Raw genomic sequence first — 19,680 nt, forward strand, 5'->3', positions numbered from 1 at the left:
GCTTGTCGCCTTTCCTCACAAGTCTGATCCTCCCGCTGCGTGCGGTTTTTTCTCCTCTCATCGCTGCTTTCATAAAAACAACTGCCACTTTTCGTCGCGACGTCGCAGTTTGACGGGCAAATCTCGCTCTCCGTATTGCTCTTGTTCGGGCAGGGCGCTAAGACGCCATCGCATTACTGTTTCAGGAGCCTTCACCATGTCGAACACAGATGCTTTCTTCTCCAGTCCGCTTGCCGATGTCGACCCGGAAATTTTCGGCGCGATCGAGAAGGAACTGGGCCGCCAGCGCCACGAGATCGAACTGATTGCCTCGGAAAACATCGTTTCCCGTGCCGTGCTCGAAGCACAGGGTTCGATCATGACGAACAAATATGCGGAAGGTTATCCGGGCAAGCGTTATTACGGCGGCTGCCAGTTCGTCGACATTGCTGAAGAACTCGCCATCGAACGCGCCAAGAAGCTGTTCGGCGTCAACTTCGCCAACGTTCAGCCGAATTCCGGCTCGCAGATGAACCAGGCCGTGTTCCTCGCGCTGCTGCAGCCGGGCGACACCTTCATGGGTCTCGATCTGAACTCGGGAGGTCACCTGACGCATGGTTCCCCGGTCAACATGTCCGGCAAGTGGTTCAACGTCGTGTCCTACGGTGTGCGCGAAGGCGATAACCTGCTCGATATGGACGAAGTGGAGCGCAAGGCCAAGGAACATAAGCCGAAGCTCATTCTCGCCGGCGGCACCGCCTATTCGCGCGTCTGGGACTGGAAGCGCTTCCGCGAAATCGCTGACGAAGTCGGCGCTTACCTCATGGTCGACATGGCCCACATCGCCGGTCTCGTGGCTGGTGACCAGCACCCGTCGCCGTTCCCGCACTGCCACGTCGCAACCACGACGACGCACAAGTCCCTGCGCGGCCCGCGTGGCGGCATGATCCTCACCAACGACGAGGATCTGGCGAAGAAGTTCAACTCCGCCGTCTTCCCCGGCCTGCAGGGCGGCCCGCTGATGCACGTCATCGCCGCCAAGGCTGTTGCCTTCGGTGAAGCGCTGAAGCCCGAGTTCAAGGATTATGCCGCACAGGTCGTGAAGAACGCCAAGGCGCTGGCCGAAACCCTGATCGAAGGCGGTCTGGATGTCGTTTCCGGCGGCACCGACAACCACCTGATGCTGGTCGACCTTCGCAAGAAGAACGCGACAGGCAAGCGCGCGGAAGCAGCACTCGGCCGCGCCTACATCACCTGCAACAAGAACGGCATTCCTTTCGACCCTGAAAAGCCCTTCGTTACCTCGGGTGTCCGTCTCGGCACGCCGGCCGGCACGACGCGCGGTTTCAAGGAAGCCGAATTCCGCGAAATCGGCAAGCTGATCGTTGAGGTTCTCGATGGTTTGAAGGTCGCCAATTCGGATGAAGGCAATGCCTCCGTCGAGGCTGCGGTGCGTGAAAAGGTCGTCGGCCTGACGGACCGTTTCCCGATGTATCCGTACATGTAAGGAAAGAAGACGATGCGCTGCCCATTCTGCGGTTCCGAAGACACACAGGTCAAGGACTCGCGTCCGGCGGAGGACAACACCTCCATCCGCCGGCGGCGCATCTGCCCGGATTGCGGCGGCCGCTTTACGACCTATGAGCGCGTGCAACTGCGCGAGCTGATGGTCATCAAGAAAAGCGGCCGCAAGCTTCCTTTCGACCGCGAAAAGCTGGTGCGCTCGTTCGAGATCGCGCTGCGCAAGCGGCCGGTCGATCGAGACCGGATCGAACGGGCCGTATCAGGTATTGCCCGTCGTCTGGAAAGCTCCGGCGAGACGGAAATTCCCTCGGAAGAAATCGGTCTTCAGGTTTTGGAAGCGCTGAAAAGCCTCGATGACGTCGCCTTCGTTCGTTATGCTTCGGTCTATCGCGATTTCAGCCATGCCGAGGATTTCGAGAACGTGATTGCCGAAATCAACGCCAAGATCGCGCGCGATACCGACGCTGGAGCATAGACGTGATGAGCCGTGCCGATGACGAAAGGTTCATGGCGCGGGCCATCGAGGTTTCGCTTCGCCACCAGGGCCAGACGCTGACCAACCCCTCGGTCGGCTGTGTTCTCGTCAAGGACGGACAAATCATCGCCGAAGCCGTGACCGCCATCGGCGGACGCCCCCATGCCGAACGCCAGGCGCTGGAACTGGCCGGAGAGACCGCACGCGGCGCGACCGCCTACGTGACGCTCGAACCCTGTTCACACTGGGGCAAAACCCCGCCCTGCGCCAACGCGCTGGTGGAATATGGCGTTGCCCGAGTCGTGGTGGCGGTGGACGATCCGGATGAGCGCGTCTCCGGCCGTGGTTATCAGATATTGCGCGATGCTGGTATCGTGGTGGAAACCGGTCTGCTGCGTGCCGAAGCCCAACGGGCGCTCGCCGGTTACCTCACAAGACAGGTAAAAAAACGCCCGCATGTGATTCTGAAGCTTGCGGTTTCTGCTGACGGAATGATCGGCAGGCAAGGTGAGGGGCAGATTGCCATTACTGGCCCTGAGTCACGCCATGCAGTGCACCAACTTCGGGCGCGCTGCGACTGCATTCTCGTTGGTATCAGGACCGCTATCGCGGATGATCCTGAGCTGACCGTGCGCATTGCCGGTCTGGAAAACCGCTCGCCTGTGCGGATCGTGCTGGATCGGCAATTTGAATTGCCATTGACGTCGAAACTGGTGCGGAGTGCGCGGGAAGTTCCGGTGGTGGTTGCCGCCTTACCCCCCTCTGCCCTGCCGGGCATCTCCCCCTCAAGGGGGGAGATCGATGGAGCGCTGCTCCGCCCTGCATCGACGGCTGGAGAGGGTGCGTCTAGGGCGCAATTTGACCGAGCGGACAGCCCCTTGCCGATCTCCCTCCTTGAGGGGGAGATGCCCGGCAGGGCAGAGGGGGGTAACCTCGACCTCCGCCGCCAACTCCTGACCAACGCCGGCGTCGAAATCCTCGAAGCCCCCACGCTCGAAAACCTCCTCCACATCCTTGCCGAAAGCGGCATGTCGGAACTTCTGGTCGAAGGCGGCGCCTTTGCCGCAAAATCATTCCTTGAAGCTGGATTGGTGGATCGTATCATGCTGTTTGAAAGCCCCGTCATGATCGGCAAGGGCGGCATTGAAACGCCGCTCAGCCGTGCCGACATCAAGGGCGACTATGCTCTGATCAGTGAAACCGCCTACGGGCCGGATCGCTGCTTCAATTATGAAAGGCCGATTTGATGTTTACCGGAATTGTCACCGATGTCGGAACCGTTTCCGAACTGGAGGCCTTGGCCGAGGGTGTCCGCCTGCGCGTGGCGACCAATTACGATCCCAAGACCATCGATATGGGCGCGTCCATCTCCCATGGCGGCGTCTGCCTGACGGTGACGAGACTGCCTGATGATGGCAGCAATGAGCGCTGGTACGAGGTCGAAGCATGGGAAGAGGCCTTGCGCCTGACGACGATCGCCAGCTGGCAGAAGGGCACGCACGTCAACCTGGAGCGGGCGCTCAAGATCGGCGATGAGCTTGGCGGTCATATCGTCTCCGGCCATGTGGACGGCAAGGCGGAAATCCTGTCGGTCGAGCCGGAAGGCGAGGCGGTGCGTATCCGCCTGCGCGCGCCGGAACATCTGGCGAAATTCGTGGCGCCCAAGGGTTCCGTGGCGCTCGACGGCACGTCGCTCACCGTCAACGCCGTCGAAGGCACGGATTTCGACGTTCTCCTGATCCGCCACACGCTTTCCGTCACCACTTGGGGTGAGCGCCAGCCGGGCGATTTCGTCAATTTCGAGGTCGACACCATGGCGCGTTACGCCGCGCGGCTTGCGGAATTCCCCTCTGCGTAATGTGACGACGCTTTGGAGAGGAGGACGCACCGACGCCTCCTCCGTCATTCCGGCCTCGAGCCGGGATCCAGTCAGCCCAAGTCTTTGGGTTGAAAGAACTTTTCCCGCCGCGCAGACGCGCGTCGACTGATTCCGGCTCAAGGCCGGAATGACGGAAAGGGGAGTGGCCAACACCTGAAATCGCGGCCTATAGCAATTGTTCTCAAGCACCCGCTTCCGATGAAGCTGGAAACGCTATAGGACTTTTGGGCCGTTTGAAATCGATCGCGAGCCAAACGGGGTAGGGGAAATACATCATGCCTTCCTTCGAACTGCTGACCGCCTTTTTCATAACCACCGCCCTGTTCGCCTATATCCCCGGTCCGGCCATGCTTTACGCGGCGGCGCAGACCATGGCGCGCGGCCGGTTTGCCGGGTTGATGGCAGTGCTCGGCATCCATGTCGGCTGCTATGTCCACATCTTCGCCTCTACGGCCGGTCTCTCGGTGTTGTTTCAGGCGGTTCCGTGGCTCTATCTCGCCGTGAAGCTCTGTGGCGCGCTTTATCTCGTCTGGCTCGGCTTCTCGATGTTGCGCAGCAAGATGGAAGGCGAGGCGGTCAATCTGACCATCGAGCCGAAATCGGCACGCCGCGCCTTCATCGACAGCATCATCGTTGATGTACTCAACCCGAAGACAGCGCTGTTCTTTCTGGCTTTCCTGCCGCAATTCGTCGATCCGGCCGCCGCCTTTCCCGTCTGGCTGCAGTTCCTGATCCTTGGCATCGCCGTCAATTTCATTTTCTCCTCCGCCGATCTCGTCGGCGTGCTTCTGGCAGGCGCAATGGTCGGGCGCTTGAAGCGTTCTAGCGCGGTGCAGGTGTTTGCCCGCCGCGCTGCCGGAACGGTGCTGATGGGGCTCGGCGTCCATCTCGCTTTCCAGAAAACCTGATTCACGGGGAGCCGCGCCAGGAGCGCAAAACCCGGCCAAATGCCCTGCAAACGCGGCCGCTTGCGCCGCCGACACATGAAATTACTTGCCAAAAACGGCCAGCCGTGGTTTGACCGCCGCAAATGCCGGTGTGATCCGGCGTCAAGCTTTTCGGGAAAATCCCCAGGAACCCTCACATGTCCAAACCCCATCTTCTTATCGTGGAAGCACGTTTTTACGATGATATGGCCGACGCTCTTCTCGAAGGCGCGAAGTTCGCGCTTGATGAAGCCGGCGCCACCTATGACGTCATCACCGTTCCCGGCGCGCTCGAAATCCCCGCCGCCATCGCCATGGCGCTTGATGGCGCCGACAATGACGGCACGGAATATGACGGTTTTGTTGCGCTCGGCATGGTCATTCGTGGTGAGACCTATCACTTCGATATCGTCGCCAACGAATCTTCCCGCGCCCTGATGGATCTGGCCGTCAGCGAATCGCTGCCGATCGGCAACGGCATCCTCACCGTCGAGAACGACGAGCAGGCCTGGGCGCGCGTGCGCCGCTCCGACAAGGACAAGGGTGGTTTCGCTGCCCGTGCGGCGCTCACGATGATCGAGTTGAAGAAAAAACTGGGTGGCTGAACGCATGTCTAATGTGGAAAATGGCGGTGAACCGCGCCAGCCTTCGGTAAAGCCCGCCAATCAGCGCGGCGCGGCCCGCCTTGCGGCCGTGCAGGCGCTTTACCAGATGGATGTCGGCGGAACCGGCGTTATGGAAGTCGTCGCTGAATATGAAGCGCATCGTCTCGGCCAGGAAGTCGATGGCGATACCTATCTCAAGGCCGACCCGTCGTGGTTCCGTTCGATCGTGTCGGGCGTCGTCCGCGACCAGACGAAGATCGACCCGCTGGTGCGCTCCGCCCTTCTCGAAGACTGGCCGCTGTCGCGACTCGATGCCACCGTCCGCGCTATCCTGCGTGCAGGAACTTTCGAGATTCTCGAGCGCAAGGACGTGCCGGTCGCCGTTATTGTCACGGAATATGTTGAAATCGCCCGCGCTTTCTTCGAGCATGACGAGCCGAAGCTGGTGAATGCGGTTCTTGACCGCATTGCCAAGCAGGTGCGCGGCGAGGCAAAACGCTGAACTAAAAGCAGATGAGGAAGAGATGAGCGCCGTTTCCGTCCCCGGACTTGAAGGTCAACTGGACGAGGCGAAGCGCAACGTCTTCCTCCTCACCATGGCGCAGGCGATCATGGGATCGGCCGCGCCCATGAGCTTTTCCGTCGGCGCGCTCGCAGGGTACCAACTGCTTGGCGCCGACAAGTCGCTGGCGACCGCACCGCTTACCGGGTTTAATATCGGTGTGGCGCTTGGCGCGATCTGCGTGGCGGCCGCATCCCGTTTCCTGGGCCGCAAGGCTGGCTTCATGGTCGGCGCACTGATGTGCTCGATCGGCGGCGGAGTTGCTGCGGTCGCGCTCTTCCGGTCGGATTTCTGGCTTTTTGCCGTCGGCCTGCTGCTGATCGGCATTTCCGGCGGCTTTACGCAGAAGATCCGATTTGCCGCAGCCGACGCATCGCCGTCCTTCTACAAACCCAAGGCTATCTCCTGGATACTTGCGGGCGGTATCATCTCCGCCATTGTCGGACCGCAGCTCGCCATCTTCGGCAAGGACCTGCTGGCGCCGGTCACCTTTGCCGGCGCTTTCATGGCGCTCGTGCCATTGGGGCTCGTTTCGATCGCCATTCTGGCGTTTTTGAAGTTGCCCGATCCCAAGGCCGCCACCCATGTTGAATCGGCAAGGCCGCTTTCTGAAATCGTCCGCACGCAGCGTTTCGTCACCGGCATGATCTGCGGCATCGGCTCTTATGCGCTGATGACCTTCATGATGACCGGCGCACCGCTTGCCATGGTGGTCGGCTGCGGTTTCCCGACCGAACTCGCCACGCTCGGCATCCAGTGGCACGTCCTTGCCATGTTCGGCCCGAGTTTCTTCACCGGGATGCTGATTTCCCGATTCGGCGCGGAAAAGATTGTCGCTTCCGGCCTCATCGTGCTGATGGCCTGTGCCATCGTCGCCCACATGGGCATCGAATTGTGGAATTTCTGGACGGCGCTGATTCTGCTCGGGCTTGGCTGGAATTTCGGTTTCATCGGTGCGACCGCCATCATCACGTCAAGTTACCGCCCGCATGAAGCGGACAAGGTGCAGGGATTTCACGATATCGTGCTGTTCGGCACGGTTGCCCTGTCATCTTTCTCCTCCGGCAAGGTCTTCACGGCATGGGGCTGGTCGGTCATGAACCTCGTCATCTGGCCCGTTTCAGGGCTTTGCCTCCTGCTGGTGCTGTCGCTCATCTTCACGGCACGCAGAAAAGCGGCCTCAGTCGCATAGCCGGCGCTACGCCTTTCAAGTTTCAGGCAAATTTGTGGGCTTGACGCGAGACGTCGCGCCAACGCAATCTCCCGTCGAGGACATTTTTCCTTGGGAGGGGAACAAATGCCCAATAGGGGACTTCGGACAGGCCGTCCGCGTCCCGCTGCACATGGTTTCGCCACGCCGGGGTGGGAGTGAGGCCCGGCCTTTTGGGAGGTAAGTGCGCATGACCGTAATACCCATAGTCATTTTATGCGGTGTCCTGTCCGTGGTTTACGCGGTATGGGCAACCAAGAGCGTCCTCGATGCCGATCAGGGCAACGAGCGCATGCGTGAAATAGCAGGTTATATCCGTGAAGGTGCGCAAGCTTATCTCACCCGCCAATATCTCACCATCGCCATCGTCGGCCTGATCGTCGCCGTTCTGGCCTGGTATCTCCTGTCATCCATGGCCGCGATCGGTTTCATCATCGGCGCTGTCCTTTCAGGTGTTGCCGGTTTCGTCGGCATGCATGTGTCCGTCAGGGCCAATCTGCGTACGGCGCAGGCCGCGTCGCACAGCCTGTCCGCCGGACTCGACATCGCGTTCAAATCAGGCGCCATTACCGGCATGCTGGTGGCGGGCCTCGCGCTGCTCGGCGTATCCATCTATTATTTCATCCTCACCTCGGTGATGGGCCATGCGCCCGGCTCGCGCGAAGTGATTGATGCGCTGGTGTCGCTGGGATTCGGCGCTTCGCTGATCTCCATCTTCGCGCGTCTCGGCGGCGGCATCTTCACAAAGGGCGCCGATGTCGGCGGCGATCTCGTCGGCAAGGTCGAGGCGGGCATTCCTGAGGATGACCCGCGCAACCCCGCAACCATCGCCGACAATGTCGGCGACAACGTCGGTGACTGCGCCGGCATGGCGGCCGATCTTTTCGAGACCTATGCCGTTTCGGTGGTGGCCACCATGGTTCTCGCCGCGATCTTCTTTGCGGGAACGCCGATACTCGAAAGCGCAATGGTCTATCCGCTGGCGATCTGCGGCGCCTGCATCCTGACCTCGATTGCCGGCACCTTCTTCGTGAAGCTCGGCACCAACAATTCCATCATGGGCGCGCTCTATAAGGGCCTGATCGCCACCGGTATCTTTTCCGTCGCGGGTCTTGCCGTCGCCACTTATGCGACGATCGGCTGGGGGACGGTGGGCACGGTGGCCGGCACGGAAATCACCGGCACCAATCTCTTCCTGTGCGGCCTTGTCGGTCTCGTCGTGACGGCACTGATCGTCGTCATTACCGAATATTATACCGGCACCAACAAGCGCCCGGTCAATTCCATTGCCCAGGCCTCGGTGACGGGCCACGGCACCAACGTCATCCAGGGGCTTGCCGTTTCGCTCGAATCGACCGCATTGCCGGCCATCGTCATCGTCGGCGGCATCATCGGCACCTACCAGCTCGGTGGCCTGTTCGGCACCGGTATTGCCGTTACCGCCATGCTTGGTCTCGCCGGTATGATCGTCGCGCTCGATGCCTTCGGGCCGGTCACGGACAATGCCGGCGGCATTGCTGAAATGGCTGGTCTTGATCCAGACGTTCGCAAGGCGACCGACGCGCTGGATGCTGTCGGCAATACCACGAAAGCCGTGACCAAGGGTTATGCTATCGGCTCAGCCGGTCTCGGCGCGCTGGTTCTGTTTGCCGCCTATGCCAACGACCTTTCCTATTTCGCAGCCAACGGTGACACCTATCCCTATTTCAAGGATATAGGCGAGATTTCCTTCAGCCTCGCCAATCCTTACGTGGTTGCCGGCCTGCTGTTCGGCGGCCTCATTCCTTATCTCTTCGGCGGCATTGCCATGACGGCGGTGGGCAAGGCGGCAGGCGCCATCGTTGAGGAAGTCCGCCGCCAGTTCCGCGAAAAACCCGGCATCATGGCCGGCACGGAAAAGCCTGACTACGGCAAGGCCGTGGACCTGCTCACCAGAGCGGCGATCAGGGAAATGGTCATCCCGTCGCTTCTGCCGGTTCTGGCGCCTCTCGTGGTCTATTTCGGCGTGTTGCTGATTTCCGGTTCCAAGGCCTCGGCCTTTGCCGCACTCGGCGCATCACTGCTCGGTGTCATCATCAATGGCCTCTTCGTGGCGATTTCCATGACGTCTGGTGGTGGTGCGTGGGATAACGCCAAGAAGAGCTTCGAAGACGGTTTCGTCGACAAGGACGGCGTGCGCCACGTCAAGGGTTCGGAGGCGCACAAGGCGTCGGTGACGGGTGATACCGTTGGCGATCCCTATAAGGATACCGCGGGTCCGGCTGTCAACCCGGCCATCAAGATTACCAATATCGTGGCGCTGCTGCTGCTGGCGGTTCTCGCCCACTGAAGGCTACCGTTTCGACAAATTGAAAAGGCCCGGGGAGCGATCCCCGGGCCTTTGAATTTTCCGTTCCTGCTGAGGTCAGGGCGTATTGCCACCCTGGCCGAGAATGCTCTTGGCGATATTGGCGCCCGAGGTGCCGCCGGAAAGCAGCTGCTGCAGGAAGGTGAGGTCCTTGCCGCCTGTCGGCGTGGTGCGCGAAATCGTGTCGAAGACCTTGCCGTCCTGCAGCGTGTAGTTGGCCTTGCGCTCGATGACGCCGTCCTTGTTGAAATAAATGGCGAGAATGTTCTGTTCGACCAGCGACGGCTTCATGAAGGCCGCACGGCGCACACGCTTCTGCGAGATGTAATAGAACACTTCATTGCCGAAGGTCGCGGTCGTGGAGGGCGTGCCCATGGTCAGGAGAACCTGCTCACGGCTCGAGCCTTCCGGGATCAGCTGGAGCGACTGCTCGTCCATGACATAGCCGTTATGGAATACATCTGTCGTGCTGGTGCAGGCGGAAAGCAGGCTGGATGCGAGCACGATTGCGATGGCGGTCTTGCTCAGAATTTTGCCGTGACTTGCGGATTTCTGCTTGCTCAACTGCTTTTCCCCGACTGCGATCATGAATGGCACCTTCCGGCATTGCGTGGTGCACAGTGTCTGTGCACATGATTGTGTCAATCCGGGGACGGAAAATCCCGATCACCCCCCAAATTCAATGCTTTCCCGGCCTTTTGGAACTCCTCCGGTTCTCTTCGACTGTTTCAGCGCAAAGACGAACGTGACCGCGACAGCATTGCAATTCGTGGATGCTTCGGTAAACCAGCTTTGACGATCATGCAACAAGTGCGATGGGCGGTAAGCGCATTCACCCGTCCCGTTCGGAAAAAAACGATGATATTCGGGCTGTTCAAGAAGAAAAACAACAATCGCGCCATAGTTGACAGGCAATATGCGACCTTGACGGCAGCAGCCCGCACACCCGAATTTTATCTCGATCTCGGGGTCCCCGACACTGTAATGGGCCGTTTCGAGATGCTGTCGGTCATGATGATTCTCTATTTCCGCCGCACCAAATCCTCCGGTGTCAGCGGGCAGGAGATTGCCCAGGAGATTGTCGACGCCTTCTTTCAGGACCTTGATCACTCCATCCGTGAGCTTGGCATTGGCGATCAGGGCGTGCCAAAACGCATGAAGAAATTCGCCGGCATGTTTTATGGCCGTCTCGAATCGTACGCGGCGGCGCTGGATACGTCCGACCTTGCGGCCCTTGCCGCAGCGCTCCGGCGCAATATATATCCGCAGGCAGACGAGAACGCGCCGGCGCTGGATGGGCTGGCGGGCTGGATGATGGAGGCTTCTTCCGCACTTGCCGCCTGTTCCGAAGAAACAATCGCAACCGGAAGCCTGACGCTGCCCTTGCCTGGACGATGAGGTTCACATGAACGCGCGACACGCCGCAAATGACGACCTGCCTTTCTCCTATCCCGTGAAGGTAGGCCATATTTCCGCCAATCCCGTCAGGATTGGTCTCGAAGCCGACGCCGAGGAACTCAAGGCGCTGGCGAAATTCTGGGACGTGGTTTCCGTCGAATATCTGAAGGCAGAGCTGCAGGTATCCCGCTGGAAGAAGGATGGCGTGAAGGTAAAAGGCGAGGTGCATGCGGCCGTGACCCAGTCCTGCGTCGTGACGCTGGAGCCGGTGTCGAGCAAGATCGATGAGACTGTCGAGCAGATTTTCGTGCCGGAAGGTTCGAAACTGGCGCGGATGGTCACGAACGAAGAAGGCGAAATCGTGCTCGATCCCGATGGTCCCGACATTCCCGATCAGTTCACCGGCGACAGCATCGATGTCGGCGCTGTCGTTGCCGAATTTGCCGCCCTTGCCATCGATCCCTATCCGCGCAAACCGGATGCGGCGTTCCCCGAAACGGCCGAAAAAGAACCTGAAGAAGAGAAGCGGCCATCGCCCTTTGCCGTGCTGAAAGATTGGAAAAAAGACTGAATGGCCCAGCCGGGCTGAAATAATTTTATTGTAACGAAGGCCGGAAAAGGTATTTTCGCGCAAAATCCGCTTGATTGGCGGCAAGTAAGGATAAGGGACGAGTGATCAGAATTGCAATTGACGTCATGGGCGGCGATTTCGGCCCAGATGTTGCCATCCCGGGTGCCGCCAAGGCGCTCGAACGGCACAACGATGTAACTTTTCTGCTCTACGGGCAGAAGAGCAAATGCGACCCCATTCTGGCACAATATCCCGCACTTCGGGAAAAGTCGGTCTTTCACGATTGTGAAGTCTCTGTCAGCATGGACGAGAAGCCCAGCCAGGCGCTGCGCCGCGGCCGCTACGTCTCCAGCATGTGGCGCGCCATTGAGGCCGTGAAACTCGGCGAGGCTGACGTCGCCGTTTCCGCCGGCAATACCGGTGCGCTGATGGCCATGGCGAAATTCTGTCTGCGCACCATGGCGCGGGTGGAGCGCCCGGCAATCGCCGGTATCTGGCCGACACTGAAGGGCGAAAGCATCGTGCTCGACATAGGCGCGACGATCGGCGCCGACTCCCAGCAGCTTCTGGATTTCGCCCTGATGGGCGGCGCCATGGCGCGCGCGCTCTTCGATATCGACCGTCCGACGGTCGGCCTGCTCAATGTTGGCGTCGAGGAGGTGAAGGGTCAGGAAGAGGTTCGCGAGGCCGGACGGCTGATCCGCGAGGCAGATCTCGGCACCATCGATTATCGCGGTTTCGTCGAAGGTGACGATATCGGCAAGGGCACGGTTGATGTCGTGGTGACCGAAGGTTTCACCGGCAATATCGCGCTGAAGGCGGCCGAAGGCACCGCCCGCCAGATCAGCACGTTGCTGCGTGAGGCGATCTCCCGCAGCTTCTTCGCCAAGATCGGTTATGTTCTCGCAAAGAGCGCCTTCGACGTGCTGCGTGAAAAGATGGATCCGCGCAAGGTCAATGGCGGCGTGTTTCTCGGCCTGAACGGCATTGTCATCAAGAGCCATGGCGGTACGGATGCCATCGGTTTTGCTTCCGCCGTCGATGTCGGCTACGACATGGTTCATAACGGCCTGACGGCCAAAATAGAAAACGATCTCAAGATTTACCACGCAAGACGGCTTCCGCCCCCGGCGCCCGAAGCACTCGTGGCTGACGAGGAATAACGGAATGATCCGCTCTATAGTTCGTGGTTTCGGGGCAGCGCTGCCGAAGCGTGTGATGACCAACAGCGAAATCGAAGGCGTCGTGGAGACGTCAGACGAATGGATCGTGCAGCGAACCGGCATCAAGCAGCGCTACATCGCCGGCGAAGGTGAAACCACCGCGTCTCTCGGCGAAGCGGCGGCGCGTGCGGCTCTCGACAATGCCGGTCTGGCGCCCGACGATATCGATCTCATCATCCTCGCCACCTCGACGCCGGATAACACCTTCCCCGCGACGGCAGTGAACATCCAGAACCGCCTCGGCATGACCCACGGCTTCGCCTTCGACATGCAGGCTGTCTGCTCGGGCTTTGTCTATGCCGTCTCTACCGCCGACCTCTATATTCGAGGCGGCATGGCCAAGCGCGTTCTTGTAATCGGCTCCGAGACCTTTTCGCGCATTCTTGACTGGAAGGACCGCACCACCTGCGTTCTCTTCGGCGATGGCGCCGGCGCGCTTGTTCTGGAAGCTGGGGAAGGCGAGGGTACCTCTGCCGATCGCGGTATCCTGACGGCGCAGCTGCGTTCCGACGGTTCGCACAAGGAAAAGCTCTATGTCGATGGCGGGCCCTCAACGACGGGCACGGTCGGTCATCTGCGCATGGAAGGCCGTGAAGTGTTCAAACACGCCGTCGGCATGATCACCGACGTGATTGAACAGGCATTCGAAGCCACGGGCACCACGGCAGACGATCTGGACTGGCTCGTTCCGCATCAGGCAAACAAGCGCATCATCGACGGATCGGCGAAAAAGCTCAACATCGACCCGGAAAAGGTCGTCATTACCGTCGATCAGCATGGCAATACCTCCGCGGCCTCCATTCCGCTGGCGCTTGCCGTTGCCGCAGGTGATGGCCGCATCAAGAAGGGCGATCTTGTCATGCTGGAGGCCATGGGCGGCGGTTTCACCTGGGGTGCGGTGTTGCTGCGCTGGTAAAGGCGCGATTTCAGCGTTTGCCGGGGCGGTGAAGCGAAATCCGCTGTGATTTTCGCGCTCACGCCCCGATAAGACGCGCCTTGACGGCTCGGCCTGTGTCAAAACCGTATCAGTTGCTCTAAGCCCTTGCAGCGATTGCCGAAAGCCGCAAATGAATCTGGAACAGTCCCTTGACCGGCCGCCACAAGGGAAATAATCTTGGCGTCTCCTAGAGAAGAATTCAGACACGGTTTGTGGGGAAAAATGGCCGGGAAGACAGTGACACGCGCAGATCTTGCAGAATCTGTGTTTCGTAAAGTCGGGCTGTCCCGCACCGAATCCGCCGAGCTGGTCGAAACGATTATCGACGAAATATGCAATGCGATCACCCGCGGCGAAGTCGTCAAGCTCTCCTCTTTCGCGACGTTTCAGATCAGGGAAAAGAACGAGCGCATTGGCCGCAACCCGAAGACGGGGGAGGAAGTTCCGATTTCCCCACGTCGCGTCATGACCTTCAAGGCTTCGAATGTGTTGAAGCAGCGCATTCTGAAAGCGCATACCGCTCGTAAAGCCAAGCAGAAGGGCCAGAAGTCCGGTACGTAAGCTTGCGCGCGAAGCAGCGCCATGGCGCGGTTTTGCGCCTCCGTAAGCCCTTTTTCCCATTCTTCCTGTGAACATGCTTGAATTTCAACGCGCAAGCCGTTGAAATCCGGTCGACTCACATCATAATCAATTTTAGTGATTTGTATCCTGCCGCAACCGGTGTTGGCGCGAAGGTCGGACCTGACCTTGCGTGATATGCGGGCCGGCGGGTGAAAAGCGTTCTCGTTCAGTGTCCGGCCGGATGCATGGCGCTCCGGTTCGGATGGGAGTGGAAATTTGGATAAAAGCCCCGACGCGTTTCGGACGATCAGTGAAGTGGCGGATGAGCTAAACCTGCCGCAGCATGTGCTGCGTTTCTGGGAAACGCGCTTTCCGCAGATCAAGCCGATGAAACGGGGCGGGGGCCGCCGTTATTACCGCCCTGATGATATCGACCTGCTGAAAGGCATACGTCATCTTCTTTATGACCATGGCTACACTATCAAGGGCGTGCAGAAGCTGCTGAAAGCCAATGGCAACCGCTTCGTGGCTGCCATTGCCTCCGGTGATCTCGCGACCATGGAAGCCATCATGGCGGCGAGCGGCGAAAAGGAAGTCAACGAGCCGCGGGTTATCGATACCGATGGCGATGAGGTCGTCGGCCGTCCGAAGGCGAAGCCAAGCGGCCGGTTTTTCGGTTTTGGCGGTGGCGGCAGCGACGCTGAAATATCGGTGGGCAAGTCCGGCATTGGCAAGGATGACCAGGCGCTTTTGCAGGAGGCCCTGTTTGATCTGCTCGAATGCAAGCGCCTGCTGGATCAGGTTCGCTAAACCTTTTCCACAGCTGTTTCGGGACGCCAACCTTTCAGAAACCCCTTTGGCCGATAATGCGGCTCCGTAAAAAGGAGTCCGACCGTGAGCAACCGAAAATCGACAGCGCGACGCCGCACGGCGAAGAAATCGAGTGGCGGTAGCGTTTGGCCCTGGGTGCTGATGCTGGGTGTGGTTGCCGGCGGCATTCAGGCCTACGAACATCGCGATAGTCTTTTGCCGCAGCGGGCTGTTGCGAAGGCGACGTCTTCGGCAGCCAACGCTCCTAAAGTCGCGACGGCGGCCAAGCGCGAGGCGGTTACCTCCGAGAAAGTCGCGGCCATTCGCCCTGCTGCCCCCGTCCTGCCCGGCAACGCACCGGTTCCGCCACGCTCCATCGCCATGCCACCCACGGCCTCTCAGAACAAGGTCGCAGCTATCCTGCCGGAAACCCGCCCGTCAGTCGAAAAGGTCTCGCTCGGCGAAAAAAGCGGCACTTTTGCCTTTTGCGGCCGCTCCGGCCTCAACAATTGTGTGGCCGATGGCAACACCTTCTGGATGAAGGGCGTCAAAATGCAGCTCGCCGGCATCGAGGTTCCGCAGATCGACCGGGCGCGCTGCATGGAAGAACGCCAGCGCGGTTTCATTGCGAAAGTCAGGCTTCGCGAAATGCTGAACGCCGGCGCCTTCGATGTCGCATCTACCGGTGCTGCGGGCGGGCAAGCTACGGAACGGACACGCCTTTCGCGTTCAGGCGTCTCCTTCGCCGATCAGCTCGTGCGCGAAGGTCTGGCCCATCCGCTCTCGGGAAAAAATCAGTCCTGGTGTGGCTGAGGCCCCGTTGACCGAAACGGCCCGGACTGTGTAGATGAGGCGCGGTCGTGTTTAAGGTCGGCCTTTGCGCCGGCCACCTGAACGATGACAGCATTTTTGCAGCGACTTGACCCCAAACGGTTCATGGCGCCGCAATGCGGACGTGGCGAAATCGGTAGACGCAGCAGACTTAAAATCTGCCGACCATTGGTCTTGCGGGTTCAAGTCCCGCCGTCCGCACCATAACCCCGATTAAATTTTCTTTTTTGCTTCCCTGCGGTTTCCCGGCGTCTGGGAGGGTTTTATGCCGAATTTTCCAGGTTTTCGGCATGGTTGGCGCTGAGATCCGCAGGATTGCCTTAAAAGTGTGCTTGATCACGCAGGCGGCATTTTTCCGTTGAAATCACCCGAAAGAACCTATTGACCTTGCCACGATGGGAAGCCCTATCTTTTTTTTAAATGAGAAAAGAGGGGTCATACGCATGTCACAAATGGAGATCCGGGCGAGCCATCAGATTGCGATCGATGGCATGACATGCGCCTCCTGCGTCGGCCGCGTTGAAAAGGCGATCGCCAGGGTGCCCGGGGTTCTCAAGGCTTCGGTCAATCTTGCGACGGAACGCGCTGACATCTCTTTTTCCGGATCACCTGACGTGCTGGCCGTGATCGCGGCGGTGCGGAATGCCGGCTATGGCGTCGAAGAAAAAACCATAGAGCTTGATATTGAGGGTATGACATGCGCCTCCTGTGTGGGCCGTGTTGAAAAGGCCCTGAAGGCTGTTTCCGGTGTTTCGGAAGCGAGCGTCAACCTGGCGAGCGAGCGCGCCACCATCCGCGTCGCCGGCAATGCCGCCTCTACCGCCACCTTGGGCGAGGCGATCAGACGGGCGGGTTACACGGCGAAGGAAATCGTCGCCGACAGGGCCGGCGACGTGGAACAGGACCGACGCGCCGTGGAGTTGCGCAGCCTGAAAATCAACCTGGCCGTGGCCGCTGCTTTGACCCTGCCAGTCTTCGTTCTGGAAATGGGCTCGCATCTTGTCCCCGCGATCCACGACATCGTGATGGAAACGGTTGGCATGCGGGAAAGCTGGTATCTGCAATTCGTTCTGACGACGCTGGTACTCTTTGGACCGGGTCTGCGTTTCTTCAAAAAAGGCGTACCCGCACTTCTGCGGCTCGCGCCGGATATGAACTCGCTTGTCGTGTTGGGCACCGCCGCCGCCTGGGGATTTTCGGTTGTCGCAACCTTCCTGCCCGAAATATTGCCGCGCGGCACGGCGAATGTCTATTACGAGGCCGCTGCTGTCATCGTCACTCTCATCCTCCTTGGCCGGTTCCTTGAAGCGCGCGCCAAAGGCCGCACCAGCGAGGCGATAAAACGATTGCTCGGGTTGCAGGCCAAGTCGGCGCGGGTGTTGCGCGACGGCGAAACCGTGGATGTGCCGTTGCAGGATGTGCGCGCCGGTGATGTGATCATTGTCCGTCCTGGCGAGAAAGTGCCGGTCGATGGCGTGATCCTCAGTGGCTCGTCCTATGTCGATGAATCGATGATAACCGGCGAACCCGTGCCGGTTACGAAAACGGCGGGTTCCGAGGTCGTGGGCGGTACGGTGAACCGCAACGGCTCTTTCACCTTCCGCGCCACCAAGGTGGGTGCCGATACGCTGATCGCCCAGATCATCCGCATGGTCGAGCAAGCACAGGCCGACAAGCTGCCCATTCAGGCGCTGGTCGACAAGGTCACCAACTGGTTCGTGCCGGCGGTGATGCTGGCCGCAGCCGCCACCTTCCTCGTCTGGTTCTTCTTCGGACCGGATCCGGCTCTGACCTTCGCGCTCGTCAATGCGGTTGCGGTTCTCATCATCGCCTGTCCCTGTGCCATGGGCCTTGCCACGCCTACCTCGATCATGGTCGGCACTGGCCGCGCCGCCGAGATGGGCGTGCTGTTCCGGCGCGGCGATGCGTTGCAGACGCTCCGCGATGCCGAGGTGATCGCCGTCGACAAGACCGGCACGTTGACGCTCGGCAGGCCGAAACTGGTGCATTTTACAACGACCGAGGGCTTCGGTGCCGATGAGGTGCTGCGCCTTGTGGCATCCCTCGAAAGCCGATCCGAACACCCGATTGCGGAGGCGATCGTCGAAGCCGCGAAACATGGCGGCCTGGCGCTTGCCGATGCGGAAGGTTTTGAGGCAACGCCGGGTTTTGGCGTGGCGGCGGTGGTTGAAGGGCGCAGGGTTGAAGCGGGCGCGGACCGGTTCATGGCGAAGCTCGGTTACGATACCGCGATGTTTGCGCATGAAGCAGACCGGCTGGGCAGGGAAGGGCAGTCGCCGCTTTATGCTGCAGTCGACGGCAGGCTGGCCGCGATTATCGCAGTGGCCGATCCGGTGAAGCAGACGACCCCGGAGGCGATCGCGGCGCTGCATGCGCTCGGCCTCAAGGTAACGATGATCACGGGTGACAATCGCCGCACCGCAGAGGCCATCGCCCGTCGCCTCGGCATTGACGAGGTGGTGGCGGAAGTGCTGCCGGACGGCAAGGTGGAAGCCGTCAAAAGGCTTGCCGCCGGTGGGCGCCGGGTCGCCTTCGTAGGCGATGGCATCAACGATGCACCGGCGCTTGCGGCAGCCGATGTCGGCCTCGCCATCGGAACGGGCACGGATGTCGCGATTGAGAGCGCCGATGTGGTGCTGATGTCGGGCGATCTGCGCGGTGTGGCCAATGCCATCGCCCTGTCCAAGGCCACGATCCGCAATATCGGCCAGAACCTGTTCTGGGCCTTCGCTTACAACGCCGCGCTCGTTCCCGTGGCGGCCGGAATATTGTATCCTGTCAACGGCGTGTTGCTGTCACCCGTCCTTGCTGCCGGCGCAATGGCACTTTCCAGCGTCTTCGTCCTGACGAACGCGCTGCGCCTGAAAAATTTCCGTGCGCCGCTCACGGACAGACCCGCGGGCTTGCAGCTCGCAGCAGCGGAATAGGAGGGGACACAATGGCACTCCCCCGGACCATCCACTTGCCGCAGATTGATCGCAGCATCGCGGTGGCGGAGGGCGAGACTGTCCTTCAGGCCGCCCTGGCAGCAGGCATCGCTTACCCGCACGGCTGTCGCATGGGCCGCTGTGGGGCCCGCAAGTCGAGGCTGGTCTCCGGTGAGGTCGACCTTCTCAAGCACACGCCTTTTTCGCTGACTGAGGAAGAGAAAGCAGATGGCCTGACGCTTGCATGCCGAGCCATACCATTAAGCGACGTGGTGATCGGCTGGCTGAATGGCGCTGACGCGCTCTCCGACAGTGATGCAGATCTGTTGTCCACCCCGGAAAGATAGGAGCAGGATCCATGAACATCGGCACAGCCGCCACCGCATCCGGCGTTTCTGCAAAGATGATCAGACATTACGAGACGATCGGCCTGATCAAATCGGCGAGCCGCACCGATTCCGGCTACCGGGTCTATACGGCCAATGATCTGGAAACACTGCGCTTTATAAGCCGCGACCTCGGTTTTTCAATCGAAAAGATAAGGCAGCTCATGACCTTGTGGCGTGATCCCGGCGGCGCCTCCTGCGACGTCAAACGCATCGTCATGGAACACGTCGTCGATCTCGAAGCCAAGATGCAAACGCTTCGCGACATGGCCGATACGCTCCGCCATCTGGCGACCTATTGCCCGGATAATGGCGAGCCGGAGTGTCCGATCATTCAGGATCTGGCGCAATCGGAAGATCCCGATTTCATCCCGGCGGCGGTGGTGCCGAAACGGTCGGGCATGTTGAAGGGCACGTCCGGCGCGGTAGCGGAACTACAGCGCCTTGCGAAATGAGCGGCCGTTCCAATCGCGGACGTCGTCGATTGCGGTAAAAATGCCAATGCGGT

19 protein-coding genes, 1 tRNA gene and 1 pseudogene are annotated in these 19,680 nt (G+C 60.1%); 20 read left to right on the forward strand and 1 reads right to left on the reverse strand.

Annotated elements, in window-relative coordinates:
* Positions 1-196: 196 nt before the first annotated feature.
* From glyA to BTN45_RS04230, 9 genes are all read left to right on the forward strand, one after another.
* Positions 197-1,486, forward strand: a complete 1,290-nt coding sequence (gene glyA / locus BTN45_RS04190; protein WP_207589061.1) for a serine hydroxymethyltransferase — start codon at positions 197-199, stop codon at positions 1,484-1,486.
* A 12-nt stretch (positions 1,487-1,498) separates the two neighbouring features.
* Positions 1,499-1,978, forward strand: coding sequence for a transcriptional regulator NrdR (nrdR, locus tag BTN45_RS04195; RefSeq protein ID WP_003512508.1), 480 nt, complete (start codon positions 1,499-1,501; stop codon positions 1,976-1,978).
* Positions 1,979-1,980: 2 nt separating this feature from the next.
* Positions 1,981-3,225, forward strand: a complete 1,245-nt coding sequence (gene ribD, locus BTN45_RS04200; protein WP_207589063.1) for a bifunctional diaminohydroxyphosphoribosylaminopyrimidine deaminase/5-amino-6-(5-phosphoribosylamino)uracil reductase RibD — start codon at positions 1,981-1,983, stop codon at positions 3,223-3,225.
* Positions 3,225-3,836, forward strand: coding sequence for a riboflavin synthase (locus BTN45_RS04205; RefSeq protein ID WP_006697934.1), 612 nt, complete (start codon positions 3,225-3,227; stop codon positions 3,834-3,836). Before ribD ends, BTN45_RS04205 begins: the two co-directional genes overlap by 1 nt.
* Positions 3,837-4,132: 296 nt before the next feature.
* Entirely contained in the window at positions 4,133-4,765 is a 633-nt protein-coding gene (locus tag BTN45_RS04210; protein ID WP_207589065.1) for a LysE family translocator, read from the forward strand.
* A 176-nt stretch (positions 4,766-4,941) separates the two neighbouring features.
* On the forward strand, positions 4,942-5,388 hold the full coding sequence (ribH, locus tag BTN45_RS04215) for a 6,7-dimethyl-8-ribityllumazine synthase (protein ID WP_004441178.1): 447 nt from the start codon (positions 4,942-4,944) through the stop codon (positions 5,386-5,388).
* Between the two features lie 4 nt (positions 5,389-5,392).
* Positions 5,393-5,890, forward strand: coding sequence for a transcription antitermination factor NusB (nusB, locus tag BTN45_RS04220; protein WP_004441180.1), 498 nt, complete (start codon positions 5,393-5,395; stop codon positions 5,888-5,890).
* Positions 5,891-5,912: 22 nt separating this feature from the next.
* On the forward strand, positions 5,913-7,142 hold the full coding sequence (locus BTN45_RS04225; protein WP_022555986.1) for an MFS transporter: 1,230 nt from the start codon (positions 5,913-5,915) through the stop codon (positions 7,140-7,142).
* Between the two features lie 208 nt (positions 7,143-7,350).
* Positions 7,351-9,489, forward strand: a complete 2,139-nt coding sequence (locus tag BTN45_RS04230; RefSeq protein ID WP_112555048.1) for a sodium-translocating pyrophosphatase — start codon at positions 7,351-7,353, stop codon at positions 9,487-9,489.
* Between the two features lie 75 nt (positions 9,490-9,564).
* On the opposite strand, the gene BTN45_RS04235 is transcribed toward BTN45_RS04230, so the two are convergent.
* Positions 9,565-10,095, reverse strand: a complete 531-nt coding sequence (locus tag BTN45_RS04235) for an outer membrane protein assembly factor BamE (RefSeq protein ID WP_004441184.1) — start codon at positions 10,093-10,095, stop codon at positions 9,565-9,567.
* Positions 10,096-10,365: 270 nt separating this feature from the next.
* On the opposite strand from BTN45_RS04235, the gene BTN45_RS04240 reads away from it, so the two are divergent.
* The 11 genes and pseudogenes from BTN45_RS04240 to BTN45_RS04290 all read left to right on the forward strand — a co-directional run bounded on the left by BTN45_RS04240 (position 10,366) and on the right by BTN45_RS04290 (position 19,627).
* Entirely contained in the window at positions 10,366-10,905 is a 540-nt protein-coding gene (locus BTN45_RS04240) for a ubiquinol-cytochrome C chaperone family protein (RefSeq protein WP_022555988.1), read from the forward strand.
* Positions 10,906-10,912: 7 nt separating this feature from the next.
* Positions 10,913-11,476: a DUF177 domain-containing protein gene (locus BTN45_RS04245; RefSeq protein WP_006697939.1), complete on the forward strand. Its 564-nt coding sequence runs from the start codon at positions 10,913-10,915 to the stop codon at positions 11,474-11,476.
* A 101-nt stretch (positions 11,477-11,577) separates the two neighbouring features.
* Positions 11,578-12,639: a phosphate acyltransferase PlsX gene (plsX, locus tag BTN45_RS04250; RefSeq protein ID WP_004441191.1), complete on the forward strand. Its 1,062-nt coding sequence runs from the start codon at positions 11,578-11,580 to the stop codon at positions 12,637-12,639.
* A gap of 4 nt (positions 12,640-12,643) precedes the next feature.
* Positions 12,644-13,615: a beta-ketoacyl-ACP synthase III gene (locus BTN45_RS04255; RefSeq protein WP_207589067.1), complete on the forward strand. Its 972-nt coding sequence runs from the start codon at positions 12,644-12,646 to the stop codon at positions 13,613-13,615.
* A 243-nt stretch (positions 13,616-13,858) separates the two neighbouring features.
* Positions 13,859-14,197, forward strand: coding sequence for an integration host factor subunit alpha (locus tag BTN45_RS04260; RefSeq protein WP_006697942.1), 339 nt, complete (start codon positions 13,859-13,861; stop codon positions 14,195-14,197).
* A gap of 276 nt (positions 14,198-14,473) precedes the next feature.
* Positions 14,474-15,007, forward strand: coding sequence for a MerR family transcriptional regulator (locus tag BTN45_RS04265; RefSeq protein ID WP_004441196.1), 534 nt, complete (start codon positions 14,474-14,476; stop codon positions 15,005-15,007).
* A gap of 84 nt (positions 15,008-15,091) precedes the next feature.
* Positions 15,092-15,820: a thermonuclease family protein gene (locus BTN45_RS04270; protein WP_207589068.1), complete on the forward strand. Its 729-nt coding sequence runs from the start codon at positions 15,092-15,094 to the stop codon at positions 15,818-15,820.
* A 136-nt stretch (positions 15,821-15,956) separates the two neighbouring features.
* A tRNA-Leu gene (locus BTN45_RS04275) sits at positions 15,957-16,042 on the forward strand.
* A 239-nt stretch (positions 16,043-16,281) separates the two neighbouring features.
* Positions 16,282-18,786: a heavy metal translocating P-type ATPase gene (locus tag BTN45_RS04280; protein ID WP_207589070.1), complete on the forward strand. Its 2,505-nt coding sequence runs from the start codon at positions 16,282-16,284 to the stop codon at positions 18,784-18,786.
* Positions 18,787-18,797: 11 nt separating this feature from the next.
* A pseudogene (locus tag BTN45_RS04285) lies at positions 18,798-19,079 on the forward strand (2Fe-2S iron-sulfur cluster-binding protein); the annotation flags it as partial.
* Positions 19,080-19,144: 65 nt separating this feature from the next.
* Positions 19,145-19,627, forward strand: coding sequence for a MerR family DNA-binding protein (locus tag BTN45_RS04290; RefSeq protein WP_207589072.1), 483 nt, complete (start codon positions 19,145-19,147; stop codon positions 19,625-19,627).
* Positions 19,628-19,680: the final 53 nt, after the last annotated feature.

The organism is Rhizobium sp. ZX09 (assembly GCF_017357485.1).
Classification (GTDB): domain Bacteria; phylum Pseudomonadota; class Alphaproteobacteria; order Rhizobiales; family Rhizobiaceae; genus Agrobacterium; species Agrobacterium pusense.